The organism is Methylocystis sp. WRRC1 (assembly GCF_020733155.1).
Lineage (GTDB): Bacteria > Pseudomonadota > Alphaproteobacteria > Rhizobiales > Beijerinckiaceae > Methylocystis.
On the sequence record NZ_JAJFZJ010000001.1, the window covers coordinates 274,601 to 301,258 of the forward strand.

Below are 26,658 nucleotides of genomic sequence, written 5' to 3' on the forward strand. Positions count from 1 at the left end.
ACGCCGCGCGCGATACAAAAGGCGATGCCTCCCACCAACACCCCGCCCCGTATTTTCGACCGCTCCCTGCTGCATGTGCGGCTGCGCCGCGCGCTTGCCAGAGGCGCTCCCGATTTCCTTCTGACGCGCGCAGCCGACGATCTTCTCGACCGTTTGCTGACCGTGAAGCGCGAGTTCCCGCGATCGCTCGCGATCGGCCTGCCGACGGATCATTTCGCCCGGGCGATCATCGCCAGCGGGCGCGCCGCGCCCTTGCGCGCAAGTCGTTTCGGCGGCGATGTGATTGCAGACGAGGAGGCCCTGCCCTTTGCGCAGGGGTCCTTCGCTCTGGTCGTCAGCGGCATGGCGCTGCAGTGGGTTAACGACCTGCCGGGCGTATTAACGCAGATCCGGCGCGTCCTGGCGCCCGACGGGCTGTTCATCGCCTGCCTGCCGGGCGGAACGAGCCTCATCGAGCTGCGCGCGGCGCTTGCGCAGGCCGAGGAGGAGATCACCGGCGGCGCCAGTCCGCGCGTGTCGCCTTTCGTCGACGTGCGCGACATGGGCGGGCTTCTTCAACGCGCGGGATTCGCCCTGCCCGTCTCCGACGTCGACAGCTTTACGCTCCGTTATGATTCGCTTCTGGCGCTCATGGCCGATTTACGCGCGATGGGCGCTGCGAATGTGCTTGTGAAGCGCGCATCGCGATCGATGCGGCGCGACGTTCTCGCCCGCGCGGCGCAGATTTACGCCGAGCGCTTCTCCGATCCGGACGGGCGCGTGCGCGCGAGCTTCGAGATCGTCTGGCTTTCCGGCTGGGCGCCGCATGAAAGCCAGCAGAAGCCCGCCAAACCCGGCTCGGCGAGAGTCCGCCTCGAGGATGCGATGAAGGCGACGCAGCGCGAAGAAAAACAGGCTGGAGACGAGTGATAAATTTCTGTCGATGCGTCAAGACGTCGCGTCAAAGTTGAAAAACTATTTGGGGCGGCGAGATTGTATTTCTGCAAGATCGTATTACATCAATTGTGTCGGCGTTCGGCCGACTGATCTTCCTCTTTAGCCTTTGGCGCGTCGGCTCGTGACTTTCTATCCAGAGACACGATCCGCGGAAGGCTGCGTTTTCGCTTCCTGCCCACTCGTGTTTCGGGAGAGGAAGCGTCATGCAAATTGGCGCCATGAAGTGGTTAAACCCGAACAAGGGCTTCGGCTTCATTCAGCCGGACGCCGGCGGAGTCGACGTTTTTATTCATGTCAAGGCGCCGGCCTTCATGGTTGTAACTGACAAGGCCCCCTGACCGGCTGAGCAGTTAAGGGAAAAGTTTCTATGATAAAGGAGTCAACTCATTGATAAAGTCACGGTTATTATTCGGTATCAGCCTGCTTTTGCAACTTGTCCTGTCGATCGGATGCACGCCCGCTCAGGCGAAGCAGCCAAATATCGTTTTCATCTTGACCGACGATCTTGATCAGGGCGTCTTCAAGCATCTTACTGCGATCGATGACAGGATACATCGTCTCATCGGGGCGCAGGGGGCCACCTTCTACAACAGTTTTGTCAGTGTGGCGGTCTGCAGCCCTTCGCGCGCCAGCATTTTTAGGGGGCAGCTCGCGCACAATACCGGCATCTATACCAATTACAGTTACGACAAGTTCTACGCCGATGGCCGGGAAAACTCCACGGTTGCCACTTGGTTGCAGGCCGCCGGTTATCGTACCGCGCTGATCGGCAATTACTTCAATACCTACCCTAATCCCGGCGCGGCAACCCATATACCGCCGGGATGGAATCATTGGATCGTTCCCAATGGCGGGTATTGGTATGACCAATTCAACTATTCGCTCAATGAGAATGGCGTAACAGTTTATTACGGCGATGCGTCGGCGGATTACTTCGTGGACGTGCTCTCGAACAAGGCGGCCGCCTTCATCAACTATACGGTGACCCGCTTTCCCGCCAAGCCGTTCTTTCTCTATATCAGCCCTACTGTTCCCCATCATCCCGGCACGCCGGCGCCCCGCTACGCCTATAATGACATGCTTCCCAATGTGCGCGCGCCTCGGACGGCGTCGTTCAATGAGGCGGATGTCAGCGACAAGCCAGCCTGGATTCAAAGCACGCCGCGGCTGACCTCCGCACAAATCGGCGAAATGGACTACCTGTACCGCAACCGCCTGCTGTCCATGAAAGCGGTCGCCGACCTGGTGGAAAATCTGATAAACACTTTGAGGGCCAAGGGCGAACTGGCGAATACTTATATCTTCTTCGGTTCAGACAACGGCTTTCACCAGGGCCAGCATCGCATAGACTCTGGCAAGAACACGGCCTACGACGAAGACCTGCGCGTGCCGCTAGAAGTGCGCGGGCCCGGGATCGCGCCCGGAACGCTGCTCGGACCAATCGTTGCGAATATCGACTATGCGCCGACATGGGCGGATATCGCCGGCGTGACGCCGCCGGAATTCGTAGACGGGCGCTCCCTGTTGCCCCTGCTGCGCGGCAGCCCTCCATCAAACTGGCGCAAAGCCTTGCTGCTGGAGCACCGCAGCGAAATCTTTTTCAGAGAAGCAGGCGCGACTTCTGATTCGAAAATGTTCATCGGGCCGCCGGTGAACTTCGTCGGGCTTCGCACCAAAGATCAGGCTTTTGCCGGTGTTGGGCCAATAGCCTATGTGGAATACGGCTCAGGCGAGCGTGAATACTACAATATGGTCAATGACCCTAATCAGCTAAGGAACAATTATTCAGAAGTCAGTCCTGTCTTAAAGGCGAAGCTGCACACCTGGTTGGGAACCATGCTTCATGGGGCCGGAAAGTCCCTGCGGGATGCCGAGCAAACCCCGCCGTGACTTTGCGGGTTACGGGCTTAACCGGCGGGCGCGCGAGACGACGACGGCCGCTCTTGTGGCGGTGTCCGGGCAAGACGCTCGCTACAATGAGGAGTGACGGACACGGCCAAAGGACAACGGCGCGGCAATTGCGAAATAAGGAAAGCCGGGAAGAAAAAATCGGCGAGCGGCGCGACGTTCTCGCCCGCGCGGCGCAGATTTACGCCGAGCGCTTCTCCGATCCGGACGGGCGCGTGCGCGCGAGCTTCGAGATCGTCTGGCTTTCCGGCTGGGCGCCGCATGAAAGCCAGCAGAAGCCCGCCAAACCCGGCTCGGCGAGAGTCCGCCTCGAGGATGCGATGAAGGCGACGCGGCGCGAAGAAAAATAGTTACCAGTCGAGCGACCAATTTCTATCGATGCGTCAAGACGCCGCTTCAAAGTTGAAAAACTATTCGGGGCGGCGAGATTGTATTCCTGGCAAATCGTTCTATATCATAGTTATCGGGTTTCGGCCGAATGATCTTGCTCTATCGCCTTTGGCGCCTCGGCTCGTGACTTTCTATCCAGAACTTCGATCCACGGACGGCCGCGCTTCTGCGTCCGGCCAACTCATGTTTCTGGAAAGGAAGCATCATGCAAATTGGCGTCGTTAAATGGTTCAATGCAAACAAGGGCTTCGGATTCATCCAGCCGGACGCTGGCGGAGCTGACGTTTTTGTCCATATCAGCGCGTTGGAGCGCGCCGGTCTCCATGGCTTGGCCGAGGGGCAGAAGGTCGGCTACGAGCTCGTCGTCGACAAGCGAAGCGGCAAGTTCTCGGCCGACGCATTGCAGCTTCAGGGCTGATTGATTTCTCCTGCGCCTCTTGCCGACCGCGGATGTACCGGCGGCGAGGCGTACGAAACACCCAAGACCGGCGGGCGCGCGAGACGACGACCGCCGCTCTTGCGGCGATGTCCCGGCAAGACGCTCTCTGTAACGAGGAGTGAGTGACATGGCCAAAGGACAACGACGCGGCAATCGCGAAGTAAAAAAACCCAAAAAAGAAAAATCAGCGAGCGGCGCGGCGCCGGTCGGGTCGGCATGGCTCACCGTCGAAAAGCTGAAAGCACGCGAAGACCTGATGCGTGGCAAGAAATAAGTCGCGCCTGCGGTTCTTCGCGCGAACTTCGCCGCGAGGCGAATGAACCCGTTTGAACTCAAAGAGGCGCAGCACGTGACCGATTACATCAATTCACGCGAACGTTTTCGCAACGCCAAGGTGAGAGCGATCGCGACCCATAAATTCGCGGTGGGCGCTCATGTCGTGCACCAGGCCAGCGTCAGATCCGGGAGGGAATCCTTCAAGGTCACGCGTCACCTGCCAGACGGCGGACAGGGACTGCAATACCGCATCCGCGCCGATCGAGACGGACAAGAGCGTGTTGTCGTCGAATCGGCCCTCGAGCGCGCAACCTGAAACGCAACTCGACACAACTCAAGGAGGCGGCGATGGACGCAACAGACTATCGGATGGAAGCCTCTCTTTATTACGCCAAAGGCGGAAACACGAAGCGGAAATCGCTGGTGTTCAGGCGCTTCCCCAAGGCCGCCGAGGCCATTCGCTTCGCAGTGGAGGAACTTGCTCCCCGAGTGCTGGACAGTTGCTCGCTCGAAGTGAATGAAACCCACTATTTCGGACGCCAGATTCGGCCGCTTTACGAGAGCGGCGACTTTCCCTTGCGACGGCGGCAGAAGAAATAGACAGCCGATCGGCGGCGGCGGCGGCGGATGGCGATTATCGCGCTATTTCGATCTCCACGCGCTGGGTCTCGACGGGCGACGGCTCCCACGGTCGCAGATAGACGAACTGGATTGCAGCATGACCGCCCCTGATGGCCCGGATCGTCCAGCGATGCGTTCCGGGCGCGCCGGGCATGGCGGCGCCGCGCCTGTGGCCATCATCGGTGATGGCGATGTTTTCCAGACCGCCGCTCGCGTCTCGATCGATCCGCCAAGTATAGCCGGTCGAGGGATTCTCCGGCAGTTCTATCTTCGCGGCTTCGCCGGGTGAGAGGCGCATGGCGTCCCCGGCAAAGGCGCTGGCCGGGAGGCAGATCGCCGCCATCGCCACAATTGCGTGGATAGTAAAATTCACGATTGCGCCCCCCGTTCAATGACGGCAGCGATCCGCCGCGCGGCCGCGCCCGCGCCATCCTCTCGCCGCACGGCCGCGGCGAGCGTCTCCGCCTGTGCAGCGTATTGGTCCTGCTTCAGCACAATGTCCAGCTCGCGCGCGAGCGAATTGGCCGTCATTGTCTCGCCATCGACGCTACGCGCCACGCCGAGCCGTCGCAGACGTCCGGCGTTGTCGGGCTGATCGCCAAGGAAGGGCGTGACGATCTGCGGCCGTCCGGCGCGCATGGCCTGCCCCGTCGTGCCGATGCCGCCATGGTGCACCACGGCGCAGGCGCGCGGAAAAATCAGCGAATGCGGCGCATAGGCCGCGACATGGACATCCGCCGGCAGCTCCTCGCGCAACGCCGCGACGTCGTCCTCATGCGCCAGCAGCAGCGCGCGCCGCCCCACCTGTCGGGCGGCGGCCGCGACGACGCGATAATGGTCGTTGCGAGACCGCGCGACGAAGCTCCCGAGCGTGAAGACGACGGGCGGCGGCCCTTGTTCGAGAAAGGCCTCGATTTCGGGAGCCAGCGCTTCCGCGCCGAGAAATCGGTCGTGGAACGTATGGCCGGCGATCAGCATGTTCGGCGCGTGATCGGGCTGCGGCGGCGCCAAAGTCGGGCTGAACAGGCCGATGGTCGCATCGCTCGATTTCGCGCCAAGCAGCAGGTCGAGGCCGTAGCGCCGCCGCAGGCCGAGTTCGCGTCGCAGACGCCATAGCGGCCGGGCCGAGAAGGCGATCGCGTGCGACAAACCCCACAGCAGAAAGCGGTTGAGCATGAGCTCCGGCGCCGAGCCCGGCGATGGCCGGAAGGGCGCGCGAGAGCCGATGGGCGGATCGTAGGCGGAATAAAGCTTCATCGGCGACAGCAGGACCGTCACGAGAGGCAAACCGAGGGCCTCCGCCGCGATGCGCCCCGCAAAGGCGAGACTGTGCGCCACAATGGCGACGGCGCCGTCGCTGGCGGCGACAAGATCGTCGTAGCTTTCCCGCAAATGCGGGAAAATCAGATCCTTGAACAGGAATGTGTCGTCTTGGGCCATGCGGCGGGCGATCTCGCCCATATCGATCCCTAGCCGGGCGGTCAGATCGTCGGCGTCCGGCCGAATCGGCGCAAAATTCAGCCCCTCGCCCGCAATATATTCGGCATAGGCGGCGCTCGTGGCGATCACCGGAGCGAAGCCCTCCCGCTCGAGCGCATGGGCCAGCGCGACGAAGGGGTGCAGGTCGCCGAGCGAGCCGAAGGTTGCCATGAGGATTTTGCGTGCTGCAGAGCTCAAGTCGGGATTTTCCCTGTAAAAAGCGCTAAAGGGCTGAATGAAAGCTTATCGTGAATGAACGGGCGGCCGAATGCGCCACGGCATGTGCTATAATCCGGGCCTTGTCCAGAGGTTGATGATGACTGCGACTGAAATGGAGCGCCCCGCGCTCGCCGAAAAGCCCTCTCTCGCCGGAATGACCCGCGCCGAGATTGCAGACACGCTGCGCGCGTTCGGACTCCCCGAGCGCGAAATCCGCATGCGCGTATCGCAACTCTGGCATTGGATCTATTTCCGCGGAGCGCGCGATTTCGGCGAGATGCTGAACATCTCCAAATCGCTGCGTCTTACGCTCGACGGGGCTTTCGGTTTACGCCTTCCGGAAATCGTCGAGGAGCAGGTTTCGGTTGACGGAACGCGTAAATGGCTGCTGCGCCTCGCGCCTGTCGATGCGCAAGACAAGGGCGCGGAAGTCGAGTGCGTCTATATTCCGGAAAGCGACCGCGGCACGCTTTGCGTCTCCTCGCAGGTCGGCTGCACGCTGAATTGCAGCTTCTGCCACACGGGGACGCAGAAGCTCGTGCGCAATCTCACGAGCGCGGAAATCATCGGGCAGTTGCTCGTCGCGCGCCAGAGACTCGGCGACTTCCCGGACCGCGAGCGGCCAACCGACGGGCTCGTGCCGTCGGGCGAAGGCGTGCGCGCCGTGTCCAACATCGTGTTCATGGGCATGGGCGAGCCGCTCTACAACATCGACAACGTAATGGCCGCGATCGAGGTCATGGCCGACGGCGACGGCCTCTCCCTCAGCAAGCGCCGCATCACCGTCTCGACCTCCGGCGTCGTGCCGCAGATCGAGCGGCTGGGCGCCGAATGCGGCCCTGCCCTCGCTATTTCGCTTCACGCCGTGCGCGACGATCTGCGCAACGAGCTCGTGCCGCTCAACAGGAAATACCCGATCAAGGAGCTGCTGCAGGCCTGCCGTGACTATCCGGGCGCGAGCAACGCCCGGCGCATCACCTTCGAATATGTGATGCTGAAGGGCGTCAACGACAGCCCCGCCGAGGCCCGCGAACTCGTGCGGCTGCTCAAGGGCGTGCCGGCCAAGATCAATCTGATCCCGTTCAACCCGTGGCCCGGCGCCCCTTACGAATGTTCGGATTGGGAGACGATCGAGCGCTTCTCGGACATCGTCTTCAACGCAGGCTACGCCAGCCCGGTGCGCACACCGCGCGGCCGAGACATCCTCGCCGCCTGCGGACAGTTGAAGAGCGAGACGGAGAAACTGCGCGCGCGGGCGCGGCTGGCGGCGGGGTGAGCCGATAGCATAAGCTAAACGGTAATCATTCACTGTTATTCAGCGCATGGTCACGACGTTTTACGGTGGGACTTCATGCGCAAACCTGAATCGGTGGGCGCGCTCGAGCAGTTTGGACGAGCGCGTCTGTCGCGCAATTTTTTCATGCGGGATTTTCTCTATTCGGAAATTTCCGCGATAAGCGGCATCTCCAATATCCCGGACAATCCAGACCTCGCCATCAAGGCGGGCTCGCGGCTATGCGAGGAATTGCTCGAGCCGCTTCAGGCGACGTTTGGACGCATAGCGATCCGTTCGGCGTTTCGATCCTGCGCGGTGAACTCGTTTGGGAACGAGAACAGATTGAACTGCGCAAAAAACGAGGCCAATTACGCCGGACATATATGGGATCGTCTCGACAGTAATGGCCGCATGGGCGCCACCGCATGCATAGTTGTTCCGTGGTTTATGGATCGCTTTGAGGCGGGCGCCGATTGGCGCTCGCTGGCGTGGTGGATTCACGACCATCTCCCATACTCGACACTCTACTTTTTTCCAAAGCTATGCGCGTTCAATATCTGCTGGCGCGAAGAGCCCGAAAGACGGATCGATAGCTACATAAAACCGGCCGGCTGTCTCACAAAACCCGGCATGCAAAACCACTCGGGCGACCATTCGGAATGGTACGAAGGCTTTCCGAAACTGGTCCGATGAATGTCTCGGAGACGAGCGTCGCTAGAGCCTCGCTCGTCTCGCTCCGGCGAAGGCCACCCCAGCCAGAACCGCCGCAACCACGACATTCCAGTTCGCGAGCGTCAGCCCGAGCACCCATAGCGTCGGCTCGTCGCAGCGCACGACCTTCACGGTCTGAAGCTGCTTCATGAAGTCCGCGACCGACCCGGCCGTGGTCAGCGGGCCGGAGCAGTCGGAAGGCCCCGCGAAGATCTTCCACTCGACGCCCGAATGATAGATCGACAGCGCGGCGTTGCCGGCGAAGAGCAGCGCCATCAGCAGGAAGGCGCCGCGCGCCAGCCCCTCTCTCCCGGTCTGCGCGGCAAACGCGGCTAGCGGCGCCAGCGCGAAGGCGGCGTAATAGGGAACCCGCTCCTTGTAGCAGAGCTCGCAGGGCAGATAGCCCAGCGACTCGTAGGTCCACGCGCCGCCAATAGCCGCCAGCGAGACGGCCGAAATCAGCAGCGCGAGATTGCGCGGAGTTGCAAACCGCAAGAGCGCCGCCGCCATCTCAGAACATCTTCGCCGCGAAAGCGAAGCCCGCGACGACGATCACCGCCAGCGACCCGATGAACAGGCCGAAATGGCGCTCGAGCTTCAGGCGGATCGTGTCGCCGAAATGATTGATCGCCGCCGCGAGCAGGAAGAATCGCGCGCCCCGCGTGATGAGCGAGAGCGCGATGAACAGCGGAAAATTATAGGCGAGCAGTCCCGAGACGATAGTGACGAGCTTGTAGGGAATGGGCGTGAGGCCCTTCACCAGAATGAAGATCGCGCCCCATTGCGCATAGAAGGCGCGGAGCGCGTCCATTTTCTCGGCGTAGCCGTAAAGATTGATCAGCCAGAGGCCGATCGTGTCGTAGAACAGCGCGCCGAAAGCATAGCCGAGCGCCCCGCCCGCGACCGACGCAATGGTGCAGAGCGCCGCGAAATACCAGGCCTTTTTCGGTTCGGCGAGCGTCATCGGCACGAGAATCACGTCCGGCGGCACGGGGAAGAAAGAGCTCTCCGCGAAGGCGATGGCGCCGAGCGCGAAGGGCGCGTGGCGGCTCTGCGCGAGCGACATGGTCCAGTCATAGAGCTTTTTCATCGTGCCTCGTCGATCATTCCGGCGCCTGGGCGTTTCCCAATTTAGGCGCTTAGCACGAAAAGATTAACCTAAAGATGGCGGACGGCGGGTTGACGGCGCCCCGCGCGTCGCTAATATCCGCGCCGCTCGCCGGACATCCCGCCGGCGCAAGCCCCTGTGGCGGAATTGGTAGACGCGCTCGACTCAAAATCGAGTTCCGCAAGGAGTGCTGGTTCGACTCCGGCCAGGGGCACCATCGCCGAAAATCTGCTCACCTTTCGCCCGCGGGCGACATTCCTGCGCGTCGCGACATACAATCGTCGGACGGCTTGTCGACAGACACGAGCGGCCTGTCGCCATTCGTTGCCAATAGTTTTAGCTTTGCCAATACCTTAGCGCATGGTAGGAGCTAAGGCGCAACCTCCGGTTGGTGGACTTCATTCGACGGTGCGAGGAGAGATTGCAACGCCCCGCCATGGGTCCATCTCGCTTGGGCGGAGCAACAGGGTTCCGGCTGACTTTTATCGAGGGGCAATTCATGAAACGACAGCGTTATGCGGCGCTCTCGCTCGCCATGGCGGCGGCGGGGCTGACCTCCCCCACATGGGCGCAATCCGCCACCGGCGTCGTGCAAAACACCAGCGCTCACGCGAACTACGATTCCGTGAAGGCCAACACCCGGGAGATCGTCAATCCCCTCCCCGCGCCCGACACGACGCGGGTACAGGCCCAGACGTCGAACGCCGTCAGCAATGTGACGCCCGGCTTCTCGCCCGGCTCCGACCCTGTCGCGAGCGGCGTCAATACGCGCGCTTTCGGCAGCTTCGGAATTCCCTACACGTCAACGCGCGTACAACTCGGCGGCTCGAATCAGACTTCAGCTGTCGGCGCCAGCTATCTGAGCTCGACCTACCCCTATCGCGCCATCGGCAAGCTGTTCATCAACGGCGGCCATTGCTCGGCGAGCCTAATTCGCCGAAGCGTGATCGTGACGGCTGCGCATTGCATTCAGAATTTCGGCTCCGGGACCGGCGGCCTCTTCGGCGGCTGGGTGTTCGTTCCGGGCCATTACGGCCCCGCCGGCGCGACCTTGCCGCAGCGCGAGCCCTACGGCCGCTGGACCTGGCGCGCGCTCAATCGCCCCGTCACCTGGATGAACGGCACTGATCCGGGCTCGGGCGCGGCGCGCAACAACGACGTCGCAGTCATCATTCTCAACAAGAACGCCTCGAACCAGTTCATCGGTGATCTCACGGGCTGGCTCGGCTATGGCTGGAACAACTATTCCTTCGTCTCCTCGCCGAAGACGGGAAATCTCAAGGTCGCCGCGACATCGACGCTTGGCTATCCGGGCCTGATGGACTTCGGTCAGATCATGCAGCGTGCGGACGGCCCATCCTATCTGACGACGGTCGGCGCTGCGGCGCAGATCTGGCAGGGCAACAATTTCACCGGCGGCTCCAGCGGCGGTCCGTGGATCGTGAACTTTGTGTCCTTCAACCCCGTGCTCTCGGGCGGCGCTGCGATCGGCGCGGCGCCAAACAGGGCCGTGGTCGGCGTCACCTCCTGGGGTTCGGCCGATCCCAACGCGATCAAGGACAATTATTCCTCGCGCTTTGGACAGAACCCGCAATATCCGAACGCCGCCTACGGCGTTTATGGCGCGGGCAATATCGGCGCGCTGCTGCAGCAGGTTTGCAATCTGCGCGTCACGCCCGGCGGCGTGACCTACGCTCAGGCCGGATACTGCAACTAAAGCCGCCGCCAGAATTGGCGCAAAGCTCCGGCGCGAGGTCTCCTCGCGCCGGTTTTTTTATAAGTTCCGGCGTCTTCACTCGCCCGACGCACATTCTGCGCCGCCCATTGTGAACATCAGCAATGTCGACGAACTCGACATTCCAGCCCATTCCGCAACAGCTCGATGCACATGGGATCGAAAATTGTGACACGCCATCCGCGCGCAAAACCCGATAATGCGGGATTCTTGGGCGAAACCGTATAAGTACGGATTTTCCTTCATCAAATTCGGCATTACAGATATTATGAATTGCAACATTCACAGTGCTGAGTTCTGAACGAATGCCGCCACTAAGGAAAGCCAACCCGCTGCCGCCCCTCCCCTTCGGCGAGGCGCGGGCGACCACGACCGCGAACGTAAAGGTGCTGGCCGAGCACACCGCCAAAGCGTTGACTTCCCTGAACGCCATGGAGCCAGCGGATCGCCCGGAGACTTTTCAAAGCAAGGTCTCAACGATCAGAATCAATGGCCTCGACCTCGTCGCGAATGCGGTGGAACCAGTCAAACTCGAGCTCGGAGCGACCAGGGACTTCCACCTGATTGTCAATTTCTTCGGCAGAAGTCACGCGATCACGGGGGGGCGCCGATACGACTGGGGTCAAAACGACCGGGCCGTTCTCTTCACGGAATGCGAACGACGGCTCGGTTTTTCCGAGAGGCGGTCTGCGCTGTTTGCGCATCTCGACAGGCAGAGATTGATCGACACGGCCTGCGCTATGCTTGGAGACGACGCCGCGCAAAAATTGTCGCTCGATGTGGACCAGACGCGCACTCTCGCGCTCAATCACGGACCCATAAATTTCACCACGATCTTCCGACAGACCTGTCAACACATCGACAGCCTTGGCGGAAACCAGGCGGCGCTCGAAGCGCTTGGCCTCGATGATATGTTCTATCGTCAGGCGGTCTTTCTCCTGAAGCCGCAGTTGCTTGTCGGCGACGCGCAAAACGAGAATGTGGTCGAGCGAGGCGGGGGACCGATCGACTCCGTTTGCGAGGCGGTCAGGAACAGTCGCCACCGTGCGTTGACGCTGACGGAGATGGAACAGATCAGCGGCCTGTCGCGCCGCAGCCTCCAATATGCGTTTCAGAAGCGGTTCGGGCTCTCGCCGATGGCATGGCAGCAGCAGGAGCGGCTGCATGTCGCGCGCGAGCGACTACTGAAGGGCGCGGAGGACTTCAACATTACGCAATTGTCGTATGAGATGGGCTTTTCGACGCCCTCCAACTTCACGGCCTATTACGGTCGCATTTTCGGCGAAACGCCGACTGCGACGATTTTGCGATCGCGTCGCGCGTCGCCCGGAGATAGTCTGGGCTCGTGATAAAACCCGTATAATCAAAATGCGCCGCTGATCGACCTGCGGCTTCTCTTTCGACTACAGCAAGGACATGTGGCGCCCGATTTTTGAGGAGTTCGCTATTAGATGAAAACCGCGGTCAGGGCCGATATCCTTCCGCCGCTCGCTTTCGGCGAAGCGCAGGCCGTGACCACGACCGACGCGAGAATCGCCGAAGACCAGGCGGCCAAGGCGATACAGACGCTCGAGTATATCGCGCCCGCATGCAGCGAAGACGCCTTCAGATTCAAGAGCGCGGCTGTCAGCATCAACGGATTGAGGCTCGAGGCGAGCGCATCCAGCCCCATTCGGTTGAGCGTGGGGCCGACAGACGGATTTCACCTGCTCGTTCCTTTCTTCGGCCAGACCGAAACCGAAAGCGGCGGGCGCCATGTGCAGTGGAACGCGAATGAAAACGCGATCCTCGCCACCGAGTCCGGACCCCGACGCGCCATTTCAGGGACGAGGTCGGTGTTGTTCGCGGAACTGGACCGAAAGAGGCTGATCGCCACCGCTTCCGCGATGCTCGGGGTGGACGATCCGGAGAAAGTGTCGCTGGCCACTGACGAAACGCGAACGCCGCCTCTCAATTTCGGGCGCGTCAGCTTTACGTCTGTCTTTCGTCAGCTCTGCCTGCACATCGACAGCCTCATGCTCGATGAGGCGGCGATGGAGCGGCTCGGTCTGGACGACATGTTCTATCGCCACGCCGTTTGCCTGCTGAAGCCCGAATTGTTCCTCGGCGACGGGGGCGATAAGAGGACTCTTCAGCCGGGCTCCAACAATCCGCTCGACGCCGTTTGCGAAGCGGTCCGGAACAGGCGTCATCGACCGCTAAGGCTGACGGAGATGGAGCAGATCAGCGGGCTTTCACGCCGCAGCCTTCAATATGCGTTCCAGAAGCGGTTCGGTTGCTCCCCCATGGCTTGGCAGCAGCAGGAACGGCTGCACATCGCGCGCGAAAGGCTCGCCGCTGGCGCCGAGGGCGTAAATGTCACCGGATTGGCCTATGAGCTGGGCTTTTCCAACCCTTCCAGCTTCGCGTCCTTCTATCGCCGCATGTTCGGAGAACGGCCGTCGGAGACCATATTGCGGTCGCGCGCCTCCTCGAAGCAGCAATGAGGCAGATTTCGATGGCGCGGGCCCGGTCTTTACGGGTAATTGACCGCCCGACGGCGGTCTGACGCCGCGCCTGTCGCAGAAATGCTGGATGGAGCTCGTTGTTGAATGCCCTCGGCAAAAAGGTCGCCCCTCCTGCCGCCGCTCGCCTTCGGCGAGGCGCATGCGTTATCGACAACGAACACGAAGGTCGCGGCCGCGCGCGCGGCGCGGACGGTTAACGCCCTCGAATTTTACGAGGCGGCCGACAAACGCGAGCAATTGCATCACAAGGTTGCGGCGGTCTCCATAAACGGCCTCAACCTGACGGCGACCGCTTCAACCTCCCTGCGACTCGGCGTGAAGTCCTCCACCGACTTTCACCTCTTCATCCCCTTTTTCGGCAGATGCAGCACCACGGTGGGGCAACGCCAGTTTGAATGGAACGCAAACGAGAACGCCGCATTTTTCACCGAATGCGGGCCGAGACAGGGGTTATCCGAAACGCGGTCGCTTTTCGTCGCCGAGCTCGACAAGGCAAGGCTGATCGACACAGCCTGCGCCATGCTGGGAGAAGATTTCCGGCAGGAGTTCTCGCTCGGCGTCGAATTTACGCGCACGCTGCCGCTACAATATGGCCCTGTGAGTTTCACAAACGTCTTCCGGCAGATTTGCGTCCATATCGATGCTCTTTATGACAGGAAATCAGCGCTGGAGCTGCTCGGCGTGGACGATTGGGTCTATCGCCACGCGGCCTGCCTCCTCGAACCCGGGTTGATCCTGGGCCGACAGCGTGATCGCGATATTGCCGGGTGGCCGTCTCGCAGCCCGGTGGACGCCGTTTGCGACGCAGTCAGGACCAGAGGCCATCGGCCGCTGACGCTGACGGAAATGGAGCAGATCAGCGGCCTTTCCCGCCGCAGCCTGCAATACGCCTTCCGGAAAAGATTCGGTTGCTCCCCGATGGCCTGGCAGCAACAGGAACGGCTGCATCTCGCGCGCGAAAGGCTCATCAGGGGCGCCGAGGCGCTGACAGTCACGCAACTCGCCTATGAGCTGGGCTTTTCCTCGCCTTCCGCTTTCACGGCCTATTATCGCCGCATGTTCGGCGAGACGCCGACAGCCACGCTCTCCCGCGCGCAGCGTGAGAAATGACCGGCTTGCGATCCGAACGCCCCCGTCCGCGACGGCGCCGGCTCCACGAGCTGATAACATCTAAAATGTTGCTGTGGTGCAGCAAATTGCGTAAAATGCAACTGAAGTGGATGGCGCGGAACCGTTTTTCCGTCGGGACGTTGATCGGTTGAAAAAAGACGAGTTTCGAATCAAGCTTGGCGTGACGGCAGACGCTGCTGGAGCCCGTCGTAAGATGCAGATGACCCAAAAGAGGCAGGATGGGCTCCCGCGACTGGCCTTCGGCGAAGCGCAGGCCATCCACACGACCAGCGTAAAAGAGGCGGCGGATCGAACCGCGCGAATGATTTCCTCATTCAATTACCTCGCGCCGATCGCGGGCGAGGAAAAGTTTCATCAAAAGGTCGCCACGATCGATATCAACGGGCTCGTCCTGCAAGCGAATGCGATGACTCCCGTCAGGATGGACGCGGGGTCAAACGAAGAGCTCCATTTTTGCTTTTCCTTCCGCGGCAGGATGCAAGTAGTCGTCGGTGGAAAGACAATTGAATGGAATCCAGGCGCTCAGGCTGTGCTTTACACGAGGCACACGCACCGGGCGGGTGAGGCGGAAATTCGTTCCTGTCTGCTCGCGCGACTTTCGCGCGAGCGACTGATCGCAACGGCGCACGCGATGCTGGGCGAGGACCAAAATCAGCAACTTCGCCTTGAGGACGGGGTGATGCGGCTCATCGACCTGAAGCTAGGCGGCGTCGACTTCGCGGCATTATTCAGCCAAATCTGCCAGCAGATCGACAATCTGTATCTGAACCGCACGGCCCTCGAAAGGCTGGCCGTCGACGACATGTTTTATCGCCACGTAGTATGCCTGCTGAAACCTGAATTGCTGAGCGCCGACGCGCCGGGGCAGAAGGTTCGGCCCGCGTCGGCAAACGCGATTGACGCCGTGTGCTCGGCTATACAAGACAATAGCGCACGTCGGCTTACGTACACGCAGATGGAGCAGATCAGCGGCCTGTCCGCTCGCAGCCTTCATTACGCCTTTCAGAAAAGGTTTGGCTGCTCGCCGATGGATTGGCAGCAACGCGAGAAGCTTCAGGCCGCGCGCCGGACCCTCATGAAAAGCGGCGGAGAAATCGATCTCCGGCAACTCTCCCGCGACCTCGGCTTTTCAACGCCTTTCAGCTTCGCACACTGCTATTTCCGCATGTTCGGCGAAACGCCGACGGAGACGCTGCTGCAAAGCTGGTCCCTTACGGATTAGGCCCTGACAGGCGCAGCCTCAACGCGGCAAATCAGCGAGCAGCTTTTTCAGCGCCTCTATTTCTCCGGGCTTCACCATGTGAAGGTCGAAGCCGGCGTCGCGGCCGCGCTGTCGATCCCCTGCCCGCCCCCAGCCGGTCAAGGCCACAAGAAAGGCATCGCGTCCCTCCGGGCGCTCGCGAATCCGCCGCGCCGCTTCAAAACCATCCATGCCCGGCATGCCGATATCCAGCAACACCAGCCGGGGCTGGAAGCCCGCCAATTCGTCCAGCGCCTGCGCGCCGCCGTATACCACGCGGGTCTCGGCCCCGAGACATTGCAACAGCTCGGCGAGGCTGTCGGCGCAATCCTGATCGTCGTCGACGACGAGGACGCGCGGAAGGGACGTTGCGGGAGATTGCATGAAATTCACATTATCCTTTTGGCCGCTCATTGGCGCACCACCAAAGGCAGACGGACGATGAATTCGCTGCCATGGCCGAGACCCGCGCTGCGCGCCTCGATGCGGCCGCCGTGCAGTTGAACGATGCCGCGAGCGAGCGCAAGGCCGATGCCGATGCCGCCTCTCCCGCTTCGCACTCCGGTTTTGATTTGCGTGAACATATCGAAGATGGACGACGCCATCTCGGGCGGGATGCCTACGCCATTGTCGCGCACCCTGACGATCGCCTCCCCCTCTTCCCGGTCCGCAATCACATCGATACGACCGCCAGCCTCCGTAAACTTTGCGGCGTTATTGAGAAGATTCGCGAAGACCTGCGCGAGCCGGACGGGATCGGCTTCGACCGGCAAGGAATGTGAACGAAGCTCTACAATAAGCTGGTGGGGACCGGCTTCGATCTGCGAATGGCTGAGATCGATCGCCTGCGACAGGATCGCCGCGAGTTCGACGGGTTCCTTTCTCAGCTCGATCTTGCCGTGGTTGATGCGCGTGACCTCCAGCAGGTCGTCGACCAGTCTCACGAGATGAGTGACCTGCCGCTCCGCGCGCGAGAGCGCCACGCGTCTTTTCTGGTCGGCGGTCGGATCGTCATGATTCAGCATCTGCAGCAGATGGATCGCGTTCTTGATCGGCGCAAGCGGATTGCGCAGCTCATGCGCCAGCGTCGCAAGAAACTCGTCCTTGCGGCGATCGGCCTCACGAAGCGCCTGCAAATGCTTGCTCTCGGTGATTTCCTCCACCACGACGCTGAAGCCGGCAATCTCGCCATTGGAGTCGAACGTCGGATACCAGCTTTCATCCCAATATCGCGCGACGCCGGGGTTTGCGGCCGTCTCACCCTCGAGCTCGATGTTTCTGACAGGTTCGCCAGTAGCGATGATCCTCTTGGCTAATTGCTCGACCTTCGACGACAGAGCGGGAACGACTTCATGCACCGTCCGGCCGATATGCGCCTCGATCGGCAGGCCGTTCATTTCGGCAAGCTGACGATTGATGCTATGAAAACGCAAATTCTTGTCGAGAGACGCCAATCCGATCGGCGAATTCTCGTAGATCCACTTCAGTTCGTCGCGCTGTTTACGCGTCTTGGCTTCGCTTCGCCGCAAGGCTTCTTCCGCCCTTTTGCGCTCGGTGATCTCCTCCACGACCACACTGAAACCGGCAAGCGCTCCCTCTTCGCTGAATGCCGGATACCAGCTGCTATTGATGTGACGGACAACGCCGGATTTCGGCGGCATTTCTCCCGAAAACTCGAGGTTTCTCACCGGTTCGCCGGTCGCAAGTATCCAATCCTTGATCATCTTCGCGCCGCGGGCGAATTGCGGGACGACATCGAACACGCTGCGGCCGATATGATCCTCGACTGGCTGCTGACTGAGATTCGCAAGCCAGTCATTTATGCGGCGATACCGCAAATCGAGGTCGAGATACGCCAGTCCGATCGGCGCGTTCCGATAGATCCGGTCCAGTTCGTCGCGTTGCTGGCGCGCGTCGAACTCGCTTTGTCTTAACGCCTCCTCCGCCAACTTCCGTTCCGTGATGTCGTAAACCGCGCCCGCTCCATAGACGGGACGGCTCTCGTCATCGAATGTGAACACACCGCGGCACGAAACCCAGCGGGCGACGCCGGTCTGCGCGTTCACCAGCCGATGCTCCAGCAGGACGCGGCCGTCTCCTGCGAAAGCCGCCTGCACCGCAGAATTGACAATATGGCGCTCCTCCTCGGGCACGCGCCCCACATAATCCGAGTAATGGATTGGAACGCCCTGCGGCAACCCGAGATATTCCATACCCACATCGTCGAACCACGCGATGTCCGCCTAAACGTCCCAATTCCAGGTGCCGATATGCGCCGCTGACTGCGCGAGCCTCAGTCGCTCGGACGTTTCCCGCAGCGCTATTTCAACCTGCTTTCGTTCCGTAATGTCGTAGACGACGCCCATCGCGAATATCGGGCGGCCGTCTTTGTCGAATTGAAAACCGCCGCTCGCAGTCATCCATCGAATTGCGCCGTCGTTCGCGCGCACAATGCGGTATTGATCGGCGATGGCCACATCTTTGCCACTCATGGCCGCCCGGGCGCTCTCCTCGACAATATGTCGATCTTCCGGATGGACAACCGCCATGAAATCGGCGTGCGAGAACGACGCATCACGCGGCAAGCCATACAAATCGAGCAGAACCTCGCTGGCGACGGATTCGCCCGTCTTCATATTCCATTCCCAAACGCCGATCCTGGCCGCTGATTGAACGAGGCTCAGTCGCTCGGCGGTTTCCCGCGCCGCCGCCTCGTTCCGCTTGCGCTCGGTTATGTCCCAAACGGCGCCCAGGAGGCGCGTCGGGCGACCTCCTTCGTCGAGTGTGACCTCACCCTTGGCGACAATCCAGCACACGGCCCCGTCGTTCGCGCGGATGATCCGGCATTCATTCTCGATGTGTCCGCCAGCAACAAAAGCCGCGACATTTTGCGCGTCGATGCAAGCGCGGTCCTCCGGGTGCACCATCGACAGATAACCGGCGTAAGTGAGCGGCGTTCCCGGCGGCAGGCCGAAGATGTCGCAATACTGCTTGTCGACAGTGGTTCGGTTTGAGGTGAAATCCCACTCGAAGATTCCGACTTGCGCCGCCGACTGCGCCAGACTCAGTCGCTCTGCCGTTCGGCGCGCCTCCTCTTCCGCCTCCTTCCGTTCCGTGATGTCTTCCGCGAAAATGATTATTCCCCCGATCTCGCCATCGCCATGGCGCCACGGACGCCGTTCCCACCGCTTCCATCGGATGGTTCCATCGGAGCATGTAAATTTATCTTCGGAAGGATGCTCGATCTCGCCCGCGAGCGCGCGCTGATGCAATTGCTTCCATTGTTCCGGGAGACCGGGAAATACATCGTAATCCGACCGGCCCAAAATCGACCCTTCGAGGCCGAAATCGGTCATCCAGCGCGGACTGACAGCGAGATAACGCATCTCGCGGTCGAACATCGCCGCCGCGATGGGCGTAAATTCGATGAAGAGGCGCAGCTCGGCGCTGTCCATGCGCGATCTCACTTGTCTTCCTATAGAAGAATCGAGGCCGCGAACCGCTCGGGGTTCGCTTCTAAGCTAAGCTGGAATAAGCCCTTTTAGCCTGCCATGGCAAACTGGATTTGGTCGACAATCGAAGCGTGAAGTTTACAACTCGGCGACACCCTGTTGTCGACCAAAGGGGCGCGCGCATTTACTATTATGTAACTTACTGTCACATCGCCAAAAACTGTAAATTGGCCGACCGGATCATAACTACGGGACCAAATTTCAAGTCGCTTCCGGTTAACCATCTGGTTCTCAGACCACCCGCGCCGGTGTCAGTGATGGCGATGCGGCCTCAGATCGAGCGGCGAGGCGCGCCGGGTGAGTCCGCCGCTCTCGATCCACTTCTGCGTCGCCGCCGTCGCACGCGAAATAAGCAAACGAGATTGAGTAAAATCGTAGGGCGACACATTCAACGGACAGAGCGCGGGCGCCAGATGCGCGTTCACCGTCTCCGGCAAATGTTCGAGATCGCGGATCAATTGCCACGCGATGAGCAGCGTGATCGCATGCAGCCCTCGCGCGACGGCGCCCGACGGCGGCTTTTCCAGCGCGCAGGCGTAACCCGTCGGAAGGATGATAACCCGCGTCGCGCCGAGTTTGGTCGCGAGCGAGAGTGGCGTATTCGCGGCGACTGCGCCATCCATGAGCGCAACGCCATCGATTTCGACAGTCGGAAAAATCCCCGGAACGGCGGCGCTGGCGAGGATTGCTTCGGCCGCAGGCCCCTGCGACAGTTGCGCCGCTATTCCCTGCATGTCCGTCGCGACGAGATAAACGGGAATCGTCGCTTCCTCCAGACGATCGAAGGGAAGCCATGTCTCGATCAGGCGCCGCAGCGCGGATGGATCGACGAGGTAATCCGACCGGCGCAACAATGCGAGAGCCGTCGAGAAGGTGAAAGGAAACACGTCGCTGCGCCGCAAGCCGTTCCATATCCCGGCGAGGGTTTCAACGCCATCCGCATCTGGCCGCCCGGCGAAATAGCAAGCGTTCATTGCGCCCACGGACGAACCGACGATGAAATCGGGACGAACGCCGGAGGCCAGCAGCGCCCGCAACATTCCGACCTGCACGGCCCCCAGACTTCCGCCGCCCGCAAGCACAAAAGCCGTTCTCGCGTCGCTCATGGCGTTTCGCCTCACTGCCGCGTCGCCGGCGCAGCGTCATCGCGCCATCAACTCAACTAGAGCGCGCCTCGGGTCTAATCCACGTCGCGCTGACCCAGAAATATCATCACCAGCCCCACGCTGCCGATGAAACGGAACGCCGGCTCCTGCATGTTGTAGACGCCCGCGCGCCACATCTGGAACCACTCGCCGCCAATCGCCATAAAGCCAAAGAAGTAGAGCAAAAAGCCGACGGCAAGCCCCGCCACGGCGATTTCCTTTGCGGCGTTGAAGCGCGTCGCCTCCTCCGCCTGCGCTCGCCACAGCAGCCATGCGCCGTAGAGCGTCAGCAGTGCGCTGACGAACTCCGCGACGATGATGAAGCCGTAGCAGAGATGATGCAGCGCCGGACTGGTGATCGCCCGCCACGCGAGAGGACTCGGCGGGATCATGTCCATCGACAGAATATGTTTCACGACGTCGAAATTCGTCTCGTAGTCAAAGACATTGTTGATCGCGACCAAAAGGACCAGAAGGCCGGTCGAGGCGACGAGCGCGATCTTGGCGATACGGGCCATCATGAAATTTTCTCCTTCCGCGTCGATGTCGTCACACTAGCGGATGCCGCCGCAAATGAGAACTTGCCTGAATTCAACCGCGCGCGAAGATCCGCCATCCTGCGGAGCGCGCGCTTCGCCATGGGCCGCAACCGCGCCAGCGCGAAGGCGGCGAGGCGTCCCTTGAACGTCATGGCGCGAAACTGCGCCCGCACCGGCGTCTCGCCCGTCGCCCATGTCAACTTGTAGGCGTCGGCCGGCAGAAGCAGATCATAGGTCGCAAGCCCCTCCTCCGCACAGCGCTCGATCAAGCTGCCAGTCAGCGCCTGGCCCGGCGATCCCTCGGCGAAACGTGGGTCGTAACAGCCGAGCAGCGAGCGATAGGCGTCACTGGAGACGAAGCCGAGTTCGAGCGCGGCCACGTCCTTCGCGACCCGCAGAGAAAAAACTCGCATAAAGCCTTCGCGCGCGAGCGCGGACAGGAATTCCTCGGTTATCGGGCTGGAAAGGCCGGCGCTGACGAGACCGTTGCGCCGAAGCCATTCGCGCTTGAGCGTCAAGGCGCGGCGCGTCAGTTCTTCGCGCTCGGCCGGCGTTTGCGCCTCAGCAAGGGTCGTGGGCCCCAATTCGGCGAGACGTCGCGCGCGCCGCTCCAGACTCTTGCGACGGCGCCTTTGCATGGCGCGCAAATCGACGAAGGGAGCGGCGAGACATTCGCCGGCAGCCGGCGTCCGCGCGTTGCTAGCTGCGACAACGCTGTCGGCGCGCAGTCGCGTAAAGGCAAAGAGATCCACGTCCCGCCAACGGGACATTTCATCCTCGGCGGTTTTGTGCCATCGCTCGCTGCCCTCGCCCGGCGCGGCGAGCGCATCGCCATATTGCGTCATTGGCTCGCCGATCCAACGAGCGACGCCCACGCCGAAGCGATGTTCGATCTGCAACGGCCACAGCATGACAAGGCGCTCGTCCTCCCGGATACAGAGGATACGGGGGCGGAGCGACGCGCCGTTCTCGCGCGCCGTCGAAAGCCACGCGCGGCACCAGCGATAGCTCTGAAAGCCAGTCGCCTCGCGCGTCAGCCGCTCCAGAGCGGTCCATTCGGCCGCAAGCGCTTCGATGGCGGCGATCGTCTCGACCCGTTCAACCCGACAGGCGGCGCGTTCCGAAGTCACTTTACTTCATGATCTGATAAGGCGCGACGTCGCTGAAGCCCTCGGCCGTATTGGGATCGACGCGAAAGTCGATCGTCAGCGCCAACCGCTGAGCCTTGAGCTTGCGCCAGCTTTTGTGCGCGGCGGCTACGGCGAATTTGGCCCAGAAGGCCGGTCCCTGAGTTTCGCGCGACAGATCACGGCAGCCATATAGCGGCCGCAGAAGGCCGTTCGCGTAGTCGACCGCATATCCTGCGCGAAGTTCGTCCGTCCAATGTTCGGTGGTGAACGAGACGTTAACACAGTCGGCATTGCGGACGCGATGCGGCGCATTGCGCGGCCAGGTCGCCCAGTCGCCCGGCGTCATCTCGAAACTCTCGGCCGCCGCGTCGTAGGACGCGTCATAGGGAAGTTCGGTGTCGTAACTGCGCTGGAGCACGATGTTCTCGATCGTGCGTTGCGGGAGATAGGGCGGGCGCGGCGGATAAACCCAGACACGCTTGCGTCCCCGCACCTGCCAAAGACTTTGGCCCGGAACATCCGCGTGCAACGCCACATTCATGTTCGGGGAAGAAATCAGCACGCTCATTGAGCGCCGGTAGCTGCGGAAGCCAGGCACGTTGCGTTCGATATCCGCAAAAAGCGCGTCGAGAAGCGCCTGATAGACGCCGGAGGTCTCATGCACGCGCTGCAGATGAACCCAGAGATTTCCGCGCGCCACCGCCGCCATGACGTCGCGGCCGCTCACCCCGGTCATGTCGCCCTCGCGCCATTTGCGCGGATCTGTCTCGTCACGCGGGATCGTGTTGACGTGAAGCCTTTCGCGAGGCGTCGCTTCGATCAGACGCTCCAGCGCGGAGTCGGAGAACAGCTCGTCCTCAGCCACGCCATGGCGCAACCGCAACGGGCGCTGGCCAAATTCCCGCGCCTCTCCCGACGGCCATTTGGTAAGAAAGCTGTTCATGTTTACAATCTACGCAACTCCAGTCGGCTGACATGGTAGGAGGAAAATGGGAAATAAAATGTGGACAGCGGGAAGGCGTTTGAAATGATCGACCTCTATTACTGGCCCACGCCCAATGGCCACAAGATCACGATCTTCCTCGAGGAGACCGGGCTCGCCTATCGCATCAAGCCGGTGGACATCAGCCGCGGCGACCAGTTCAAACCCGAATTTCTCGCGATTTCGCCCAACAATCGCATGCCGGCGATTGTCGACAAGGCGCCGGCCGACGGCGGCGCAGAGGTCTCGATTTTCGAATCCGGCGCCATCCTCCTCTATCTCGCCGAAAAGACCGGGCGCCTGTTGCCGGCCGATCTGCGCGGCCGCGCGCGTGTCATCGAATGGTTGTTCTGGCAGGTCGGAGGACTCGGACCGATGGCCGGGCAGAACCACCATTTCGCCAAATACGCCCCTGCCCGCATCCCTTACGCCATCGAGCGCTACCGTAACGAGACGAACCGACTCTATGGCGTGCTCGACCGCGAACTGGCCAAATCGCCCTATATTGCCGGCGATTATTCGATCGCCGACATCGCCTGCTACCCCTGGATCGTGCCGCACGAGGACCAGGGCCAGGACCTCGACGATTTCCCCCATCTGAAGCGCTGGTTCGAGTCGATCAGGTCTCGCCCAGCGGTGACGCGCGCCTATGCCGCCGGCGCTCCCTATGAGCGAAAGCGGCTGGATTTCACGGCGCTGGAGCGGGAAATCCTCTTCGGCCAGACGGCCGCGCGCGGCGGCGAAAAATAGGCTATGGCTGCGCGGAGAAACGCCCGGAAAGGTATGCCCCATCCATGTCCAACGACCGTCTATTCGCCGCGCAGGAAACAGCCAAGGCTCTGATCGAAGTCGAGGCGGTGCTCGTCAATACGCAAAAGCCATTCATCACCACGGCGGGCTGGGCGTCGCCGGTCTACATCGACATGCGCAAGATCATCAGCTTCCCGCGCCTGCGCCGCCGGCTGATCGATTTCGCCACGCGCATGATCGAACGCGACATCGGCTATGAATCGCTGGACGTGGTGGCCGGCGGCGAGACCGCGGGCATTCCCTTCGCGGCGTGGATTTCCGACAGCCTGATGCTGCCGATGCAATATGTGCGGAAAAAGCCGAAGGGCTTCGGCCGCAATGCGCGCATCGAGGGTCAGCTGATCGAGAACGGCCGCGCGCTGCTCGTCGAGGATCTCGCGACCGACGGCGGTTCCAAAAAGGACTTCGTGCAGGCGCTGCGCGACTCCGGCCAGCGCTGCGACGACGTGTTCGTGTTCTTTTTCTATGACATCTTTGCAGGCGCCCGCGACGACCTCGCGAAGCTTGGCATAAACATGCACTATCTCGCGACATGGCGCGACGTGCTGACCGTCGCCCGCGCCCACCGCTATTTTCCGGACGATGCGTTGAACGAGGTCGAAGCCTTCATCGCCGACCCGATAGCGTGGTCGGCGGCCCATGGCGGCGCGGACAGGGCGAAGAGCTGAGTCAGGCGTTAAACCGCGCATTCCGCGTGCGGGCGACCAATCCCGGAATTGTCACAATGAGGCTCCGGCGGTGATCGCCGCCGGAGCAATTTCGTTGCACCGCAAATTCCTCGAAGAAGAAACAAGGGGATTTTCCCCAGGATTCCTAATTGCCAGATGTAAGTTTTCCCGGTCGCGTTCGGAAGAACTGGGCGAACGCTTTCTATAGCGGCAATCGATTCTGGCCGGGGTCTTTCTTCAATAACAGCTTATGAATTCGCGATAGACCCAGCCCAGTCGCTTGCCGCCCTGCGTCGTCACATAGGCCCAGGGCTTTCCGGCGTCATCTTCGCCGTAACGCTGCACCATCACGATGCGGCCATTCTCGATTTTGCCGATGATGTTTTTATGGATGTCGCGAATGTTGAGTGGCGTGCCAGTCGGGTCAGTGACCTTGCAGCGGTCGCCGGCGAGCGCGGGGGCGCCCCAAGCCAATACGGCGGCGAAAGCGGCGAGCGTCAAACCTGTTAAAGGCGAAAGTTTCTGCGACATGATTGCCTCCCTGCAATGTAGGATCGTTTATAAATTGCTCGTCACGCAAAGAATGTACGCCGACGCACACGAGATTGCGACATGAACGCACGCTCCCTTTTGGCCCTTCTCATGCTTCTGCCGACGCATGCCCTCGCAGAGCCGCCGCCGGGCTTCGCGCGCCTTTCCGACGTCGCGCCGGATGTTGCGCAGGACATGCGTTATGCCGGGCCGAACAATTTCACCGGCCGCCCGGTTCCCGGCTATCGCTCGCCGCAATGCTGGCTGCGCGCAGACGCCGCCCGGGCGCTCGCCGCGGCGCAGGCGGATGCACGAGCGCACGGCTTCTCGCTCGTCGTCTATGACTGTTACCGCCCGCGCCGCGCTGTTTCGGCTTTCGTCGAGTGGTCACGCAACGCGGATCAGGCGACCAAGGCCGAATATTATCCGCGCCTCGACAAGAGCACGCTGTTCGCGCGCGGCTATATTGCCGAGCGCTCCACCCACTCCACCGGCCTCGCGGTCGATCTCGGCGTGCAAGGCTGGAATTTCGGCACGCCCTTCGATTTTTTCGACAAGCGCTCCTGGACGAATTCGGAGGCCCGTGGCGACGCGCGCGCCCATCGCGACACGCTCGTCGCCTTGATGCGACGTCATGGATTCGAGAACTATCCGCGCGAGTGGTGGCACTACACTTTCAAGGGCGCGGGCGACGCGCAGGGTTACGACGTCGAAGTCGATTGACCGCGCGGAATGATGTTGGCCCGTAACCACTCGGCGAGCCCTGCATCGTCAATTTCGCGCGACGCGAGCAAATCGATCTGGATGACGCAATCCACGTCATTCGCCATGAGCTCATAACCATTGTCGGCGAGAAACAGCTCCATGGCGATGAGCGCGACGCGCTTCTTGCCATTGACGAAGGGATGGCTGCGCAGGAATCCCATGGCGCAGGCAGCCGCAAGACGCGCCGCGTCGGCGCGCGGTTCGGCTTTCGCGACTTCCCGGGGGCGCAAAATTGCAGCTTCGAGCGCCGGCTCGCCAATGACGCCTACCGCGCCGCCATGCGCGGCAAGCGCTTCTTCATGGATCGCCAGCACGATGGCGCGATCGAGGAAACGCCAGCGCGTCATTTGGACAATTCGCGCAGCGCATTGTGCCGCCGACTCATGATCCGGCGGGCGAGCGCCATGCGCCGTTCGAAATCGGGATCGCTCTTGGTGATGCGATAACCCTCGGGGGATTTCGTGAGGTAGAGCCGGTCGCCCTTCTCGACATTGAGGTCGGCGATGATTTCGCGCGGCAGCACCACGCCGAGCGAATTGCCGATGCGCGTGATCTTGAGGGAGCCGAAGGCGTCGCCGGTTTCGGGTTCATCCATCATCT

The 26,658-nt window shown here is 61.5% G+C and carries 30 protein-coding genes, 1 tRNA gene and 2 pseudogenes; 19 read left to right on the forward strand and 14 right to left on the reverse strand.

Annotated elements, in window-relative coordinates:
* Nucleotides 1-24: 24 nt before the first annotated feature.
* From LG047_RS01365 to LG047_RS01400, 8 genes and pseudogenes are all read left to right on the forward strand, one after another.
* A complete protein-coding gene (locus LG047_RS01365; protein ID WP_227964743.1) occupies nt 25-909 on the forward strand; it encodes a methyltransferase domain-containing protein in 885 nt (294 codons plus the stop codon).
* Nucleotides 910-1,139: 230 nt separating this feature from the next.
* A pseudogene (locus LG047_RS01370) lies at nt 1,140-1,238 on the forward strand (cold-shock protein); the annotation flags it as partial.
* A gap of 85 nt (nt 1,239-1,323) precedes the next feature.
* Nucleotides 1,324-2,826, forward strand: a complete 1,503-nt coding sequence (locus LG047_RS01375; RefSeq protein WP_227964746.1) for a sulfatase — start codon at nt 1,324-1,326, stop codon at nt 2,824-2,826.
* A 167-nt stretch (nt 2,827-2,993) separates the two neighbouring features.
* Nucleotides 2,994-3,194 (forward strand): annotated as a pseudogene (locus tag LG047_RS01380) (SAM-dependent methyltransferase); the annotation flags it as partial.
* A gap of 245 nt (nt 3,195-3,439) precedes the next feature.
* Nucleotides 3,440-3,652 (forward strand): cold-shock protein, encoded by a 213-nt coding sequence (locus LG047_RS01385; RefSeq protein WP_036281454.1) that lies wholly within the window; start codon nt 3,440-3,442, stop codon nt 3,650-3,652.
* A 148-nt stretch (nt 3,653-3,800) separates the two neighbouring features.
* Nucleotides 3,801-3,947 (forward strand): hypothetical protein, encoded by a 147-nt coding sequence (locus tag LG047_RS01390; protein WP_227964748.1) that lies wholly within the window; start codon nt 3,801-3,803, stop codon nt 3,945-3,947.
* 42 nt (nt 3,948-3,989) lie between these two features.
* Nucleotides 3,990-4,265 carry a hypothetical protein gene (locus LG047_RS01395; RefSeq protein WP_227964757.1) on the forward strand — a complete coding sequence of 92 codons (276 nt, stop codon included), beginning with the start codon at nt 3,990-3,992 and terminating at the stop codon, nt 4,263-4,265.
* A gap of 32 nt (nt 4,266-4,297) precedes the next feature.
* Nucleotides 4,298-4,549, forward strand: a complete 252-nt coding sequence (locus LG047_RS01400) for a hypothetical protein (protein ID WP_036281459.1) — start codon at nt 4,298-4,300, stop codon at nt 4,547-4,549.
* A gap of 34 nt (nt 4,550-4,583) precedes the next feature.
* On the opposite strand, the gene LG047_RS01405 is transcribed toward LG047_RS01400, so the two are convergent.
* Together LG047_RS01405 and LG047_RS01410 are read right to left on the reverse strand one after the other, a co-directional pair.
* Nucleotides 4,584-4,943 carry a protease inhibitor I42 family protein gene (locus LG047_RS01405; protein ID WP_227964759.1) on the reverse strand — a complete coding sequence of 120 codons (360 nt, stop codon included), beginning with the start codon at nt 4,941-4,943 and terminating at the stop codon, nt 4,584-4,586.
* A complete protein-coding gene (locus tag LG047_RS01410) occupies nt 4,940-6,247 on the reverse strand; it encodes a glycosyltransferase (protein ID WP_227964761.1) in 1,308 nt (435 codons plus the stop codon). Before LG047_RS01410 ends, LG047_RS01405 begins: the two co-directional genes overlap by 4 nt.
* A 118-nt stretch (nt 6,248-6,365) precedes the next feature.
* On the opposite strand from LG047_RS01410, the gene rlmN reads away from it, so the two are divergent.
* On the forward strand, nt 6,366-7,544 hold the full coding sequence (gene rlmN / locus LG047_RS01415) for a 23S rRNA (adenine(2503)-C(2))-methyltransferase RlmN (protein ID WP_227964763.1): 1,179 nt from the start codon (nt 6,366-6,368) through the stop codon (nt 7,542-7,544).
* Between the two features lie 75 nt (nt 7,545-7,619).
* The gene (locus LG047_RS01420; RefSeq protein ID WP_227964766.1) at nt 7,620-8,237 is read left to right on the forward strand and encodes a hypothetical protein; all 618 of its coding nucleotides are present in this window, start codon (nt 7,620-7,622) and stop codon (nt 8,235-8,237) included.
* A gap of 21 nt (nt 8,238-8,258) precedes the next feature.
* On the opposite strand, the gene LG047_RS01425 is transcribed toward LG047_RS01420, so the two are convergent.
* Nucleotides 8,259-8,765, reverse strand: a complete 507-nt coding sequence (locus LG047_RS01425; protein ID WP_227964769.1) for a disulfide bond formation protein B — start codon at nt 8,763-8,765, stop codon at nt 8,259-8,261.
* A gap of 1 nt (nt 8,766) precedes the next feature.
* Nucleotides 8,767-9,345 carry a YqaA family protein gene (locus LG047_RS01430; protein WP_227964771.1) on the reverse strand — a complete coding sequence of 193 codons (579 nt, stop codon included), beginning with the start codon at nt 9,343-9,345 and terminating at the stop codon, nt 8,767-8,769.
* A 150-nt stretch (nt 9,346-9,495) separates the two neighbouring features.
* On the opposite strand from LG047_RS01430, the gene LG047_RS01435 reads away from it, so the two are divergent.
* The 6 genes from LG047_RS01435 to LG047_RS01460 all read left to right on the forward strand — a co-directional run bounded on the left by LG047_RS01435 (nt 9,496) and on the right by LG047_RS01460 (nt 15,958).
* Nucleotides 9,496-9,580 (forward strand) — tRNA-Leu (locus LG047_RS01435).
* 282 nt (nt 9,581-9,862) lie between these two features.
* Nucleotides 9,863-11,080 carry a serine protease gene (locus LG047_RS01440; RefSeq protein WP_227964774.1) on the forward strand — a complete coding sequence of 406 codons (1,218 nt, stop codon included), beginning with the start codon at nt 9,863-9,865 and terminating at the stop codon, nt 11,078-11,080.
* Between the two features lie 323 nt (nt 11,081-11,403).
* Nucleotides 11,404-12,447: a helix-turn-helix domain-containing protein gene (locus LG047_RS01445; protein WP_227964776.1), complete on the forward strand. Its 1,044-nt coding sequence runs from the start codon at nt 11,404-11,406 to the stop codon at nt 12,445-12,447.
* Nucleotides 12,448-12,549: 102 nt separating this feature from the next.
* On the forward strand, nt 12,550-13,584 hold the full coding sequence (locus LG047_RS01450) for a helix-turn-helix domain-containing protein (protein ID WP_227964781.1): 1,035 nt from the start codon (nt 12,550-12,552) through the stop codon (nt 13,582-13,584).
* A 105-nt stretch (nt 13,585-13,689) separates the two neighbouring features.
* The gene (locus LG047_RS01455) at nt 13,690-14,715 is read left to right on the forward strand and encodes an AraC family transcriptional regulator (protein WP_227964783.1); all 1,026 of its coding nucleotides are present in this window, start codon (nt 13,690-13,692) and stop codon (nt 14,713-14,715) included.
* Nucleotides 14,716-14,863: 148 nt separating this feature from the next.
* Nucleotides 14,864-15,958, forward strand: a complete 1,095-nt coding sequence (locus LG047_RS01460; protein ID WP_227964786.1) for an AraC family transcriptional regulator — start codon at nt 14,864-14,866, stop codon at nt 15,956-15,958.
* 18 nt (nt 15,959-15,976) lie between these two features.
* Here the strand turns inward: LG047_RS01460 and LG047_RS01465 are convergent, their stop codons facing one another.
* The 7 genes from LG047_RS01465 to LG047_RS01495 all read right to left on the reverse strand — a co-directional run bounded on the left by LG047_RS01465 (nt 15,977) and on the right by LG047_RS01495 (nt 23,245).
* Nucleotides 15,977-16,360, reverse strand: coding sequence for a response regulator (locus tag LG047_RS01465; RefSeq protein WP_227964788.1), 384 nt, complete (start codon nt 16,358-16,360; stop codon nt 15,977-15,979).
* A 26-nt stretch (nt 16,361-16,386) separates the two neighbouring features.
* Nucleotides 16,387-18,189, reverse strand: coding sequence for a PAS domain-containing protein (locus LG047_RS01470; protein WP_227964789.1), 1,803 nt, complete (start codon nt 18,187-18,189; stop codon nt 16,387-16,389).
* A 30-nt stretch (nt 18,190-18,219) separates the two neighbouring features.
* A complete protein-coding gene (locus LG047_RS01475; RefSeq protein ID WP_227964794.1) occupies nt 18,220-19,431 on the reverse strand; it encodes a PAS domain-containing protein in 1,212 nt (403 codons plus the stop codon).
* A 308-nt stretch (nt 19,432-19,739) separates the two neighbouring features.
* Nucleotides 19,740-20,594, reverse strand: a complete 855-nt coding sequence (locus LG047_RS01480; RefSeq protein WP_227964797.1) for a patatin-like phospholipase family protein — start codon at nt 20,592-20,594, stop codon at nt 19,740-19,742.
* A gap of 74 nt (nt 20,595-20,668) precedes the next feature.
* Nucleotides 20,669-21,154: a DUF2165 family protein gene (locus LG047_RS01485; protein ID WP_227964799.1), complete on the reverse strand. Its 486-nt coding sequence runs from the start codon at nt 21,152-21,154 to the stop codon at nt 20,669-20,671.
* Complete coding sequence (locus LG047_RS19690) at nt 21,151-22,302, reverse strand: GNAT family N-acetyltransferase (RefSeq protein ID WP_227964802.1); 1,152 nt, start codon at nt 22,300-22,302, stop codon at nt 21,151-21,153. The genes LG047_RS01485 and LG047_RS19690 overlap by 4 nt, the downstream gene beginning before the upstream one ends.
* 1 nt (nt 22,303) lies before the next feature.
* A complete protein-coding gene (locus tag LG047_RS01495) occupies nt 22,304-23,245 on the reverse strand; it encodes a hypothetical protein (protein WP_227964804.1) in 942 nt (313 codons plus the stop codon).
* An 84-nt stretch (nt 23,246-23,329) separates the two neighbouring features.
* On the opposite strand from LG047_RS01495, the gene LG047_RS01500 reads away from it, so the two are divergent.
* Entirely contained in the window at nt 23,330-24,034 is a 705-nt protein-coding gene (locus LG047_RS01500) for a glutathione S-transferase N-terminal domain-containing protein (protein ID WP_227964807.1), read from the forward strand.
* 44 nt (nt 24,035-24,078) lie between these two features.
* Nucleotides 24,079-24,762, forward strand: coding sequence for an orotate phosphoribosyltransferase (locus LG047_RS01505; protein WP_036281492.1), 684 nt, complete (start codon nt 24,079-24,081; stop codon nt 24,760-24,762).
* Between the two features lie 237 nt (nt 24,763-24,999).
* On the opposite strand, the gene LG047_RS01510 is transcribed toward LG047_RS01505, so the two are convergent.
* On the reverse strand, nt 25,000-25,293 hold the full coding sequence (locus tag LG047_RS01510; protein WP_227964811.1) for a peptide-binding protein: 294 nt from the start codon (nt 25,291-25,293) through the stop codon (nt 25,000-25,002).
* A gap of 81 nt (nt 25,294-25,374) precedes the next feature.
* Between LG047_RS01510 and LG047_RS01515 the strand changes: the two genes are divergently transcribed.
* Nucleotides 25,375-26,016: a M15 family metallopeptidase gene (locus LG047_RS01515; protein ID WP_036281497.1), complete on the forward strand. Its 642-nt coding sequence runs from the start codon at nt 25,375-25,377 to the stop codon at nt 26,014-26,016.
* Here the strand turns inward: LG047_RS01515 and LG047_RS01520 are convergent.
* Nucleotides 25,995-26,405 (reverse strand): type II toxin-antitoxin system death-on-curing family toxin, encoded by a 411-nt coding sequence (locus tag LG047_RS01520; protein WP_036281499.1) that lies wholly within the window; start codon nt 26,403-26,405, stop codon nt 25,995-25,997. The genes LG047_RS01515 and LG047_RS01520 overlap by 22 nt on opposite strands.
* On the reverse strand, nt 26,402-26,656 hold the full coding sequence (locus tag LG047_RS01525) for an AbrB/MazE/SpoVT family DNA-binding domain-containing protein (RefSeq protein WP_227964814.1): 255 nt from the start codon (nt 26,654-26,656) through the stop codon (nt 26,402-26,404). The genes LG047_RS01520 and LG047_RS01525 overlap by 4 nt, the downstream gene beginning before the upstream one ends.
* Nucleotides 26,657-26,658 lie beyond the last annotated feature (2 nt).

Coding starts and splice junctions, on each gene's coding strand:
- LG047_RS01465 (WP_227964788.1), bottom strand. CDS start 16,360: ATGCAATCTCCCGCAACGTCCCTTCCGCGCGTCCTCGTCGTCGACGAC.
- LG047_RS01395 (WP_227964757.1), top strand. CDS start 3,990: ATGAACCCGTTTGAACTCAAAGAGGCGCAGCACGTGACCGATTACATC.
- LG047_RS01525 (WP_227964814.1), bottom strand. CDS start 26,656: ATGATGGATGAACCCGAAACCGGCGACGCCTTCGGCTCCCTCAAGATC.
- LG047_RS01430 (WP_227964771.1), bottom strand. CDS start 9,345: ATGAAAAAGCTCTATGACTGGACCATGTCGCTCGCGCAGAGCCGCCAC.
- LG047_RS01480 (WP_227964797.1), bottom strand. CDS start 20,594: ATGAGCGACGCGAGAACGGCTTTTGTGCTTGCGGGCGGCGGAAGTCTG.
- LG047_RS01475 (WP_227964794.1), bottom strand. CDS start 19,431: ATGGACAGCGCCGAGCTGCGCCTCTTCATCGAATTTACGCCCATCGCG.
- LG047_RS01500 (WP_227964807.1), top strand. CDS start 23,330: ATGATCGACCTCTATTACTGGCCCACGCCCAATGGCCACAAGATCACG.
- LG047_RS01470 (WP_227964789.1), bottom strand. CDS start 18,189: ATGGAATATCTCGGGTTGCCGCAGGGCGTTCCAATCCATTACTCGGAT.
- LG047_RS01450 (WP_227964781.1), top strand. CDS start 12,550: ATGAAAACCGCGGTCAGGGCCGATATCCTTCCGCCGCTCGCTTTCGGC.
- LG047_RS01445 (WP_227964776.1), top strand. CDS start 11,404: ATGCCGCCACTAAGGAAAGCCAACCCGCTGCCGCCCCTCCCCTTCGGC.
- LG047_RS01390 (WP_227964748.1), top strand. CDS start 3,801: ATGGCCAAAGGACAACGACGCGGCAATCGCGAAGTAAAAAAACCCAAA.
- LG047_RS01425 (WP_227964769.1), bottom strand. CDS start 8,765: ATGGCGGCGGCGCTCTTGCGGTTTGCAACTCCGCGCAATCTCGCGCTG.
- LG047_RS01485 (WP_227964799.1), bottom strand. CDS start 21,154: ATGATGGCCCGTATCGCCAAGATCGCGCTCGTCGCCTCGACCGGCCTT.
- LG047_RS01515 (WP_036281497.1), top strand. CDS start 25,375: ATGAACGCACGCTCCCTTTTGGCCCTTCTCATGCTTCTGCCGACGCAT.
- LG047_RS01455 (WP_227964783.1), top strand. CDS start 13,690: ATGCCCTCGGCAAAAAGGTCGCCCCTCCTGCCGCCGCTCGCCTTCGGC.
- LG047_RS01365 (WP_227964743.1), top strand. CDS start 25: ATGCCTCCCACCAACACCCCGCCCCGTATTTTCGACCGCTCCCTGCTG.
- LG047_RS01505 (WP_036281492.1), top strand. CDS start 24,079: ATGTCCAACGACCGTCTATTCGCCGCGCAGGAAACAGCCAAGGCTCTG.
- LG047_RS01420 (WP_227964766.1), top strand. CDS start 7,620: ATGCGCAAACCTGAATCGGTGGGCGCGCTCGAGCAGTTTGGACGAGCG.
- LG047_RS01400 (WP_036281459.1), top strand. CDS start 4,298: ATGGACGCAACAGACTATCGGATGGAAGCCTCTCTTTATTACGCCAAA.
- LG047_RS01520 (WP_036281499.1), bottom strand. CDS start 26,405: ATGACGCGCTGGCGTTTCCTCGATCGCGCCATCGTGCTGGCGATCCAT.
- LG047_RS01510 (WP_227964811.1), bottom strand. CDS start 25,293: ATGTCGCAGAAACTTTCGCCTTTAACAGGTTTGACGCTCGCCGCTTTC.
- rlmN (WP_227964763.1), top strand. CDS start 6,366: ATGACTGCGACTGAAATGGAGCGCCCCGCGCTCGCCGAAAAGCCCTCT.
- LG047_RS01385 (WP_036281454.1), top strand. CDS start 3,440: ATGCAAATTGGCGTCGTTAAATGGTTCAATGCAAACAAGGGCTTCGGA.
- LG047_RS01440 (WP_227964774.1), top strand. CDS start 9,863: ATGAAACGACAGCGTTATGCGGCGCTCTCGCTCGCCATGGCGGCGGCG.
- LG047_RS01495 (WP_227964804.1), bottom strand. CDS start 23,245: ATGAACAGCTTTCTTACCAAATGGCCGTCGGGAGAGGCGCGGGAATTT.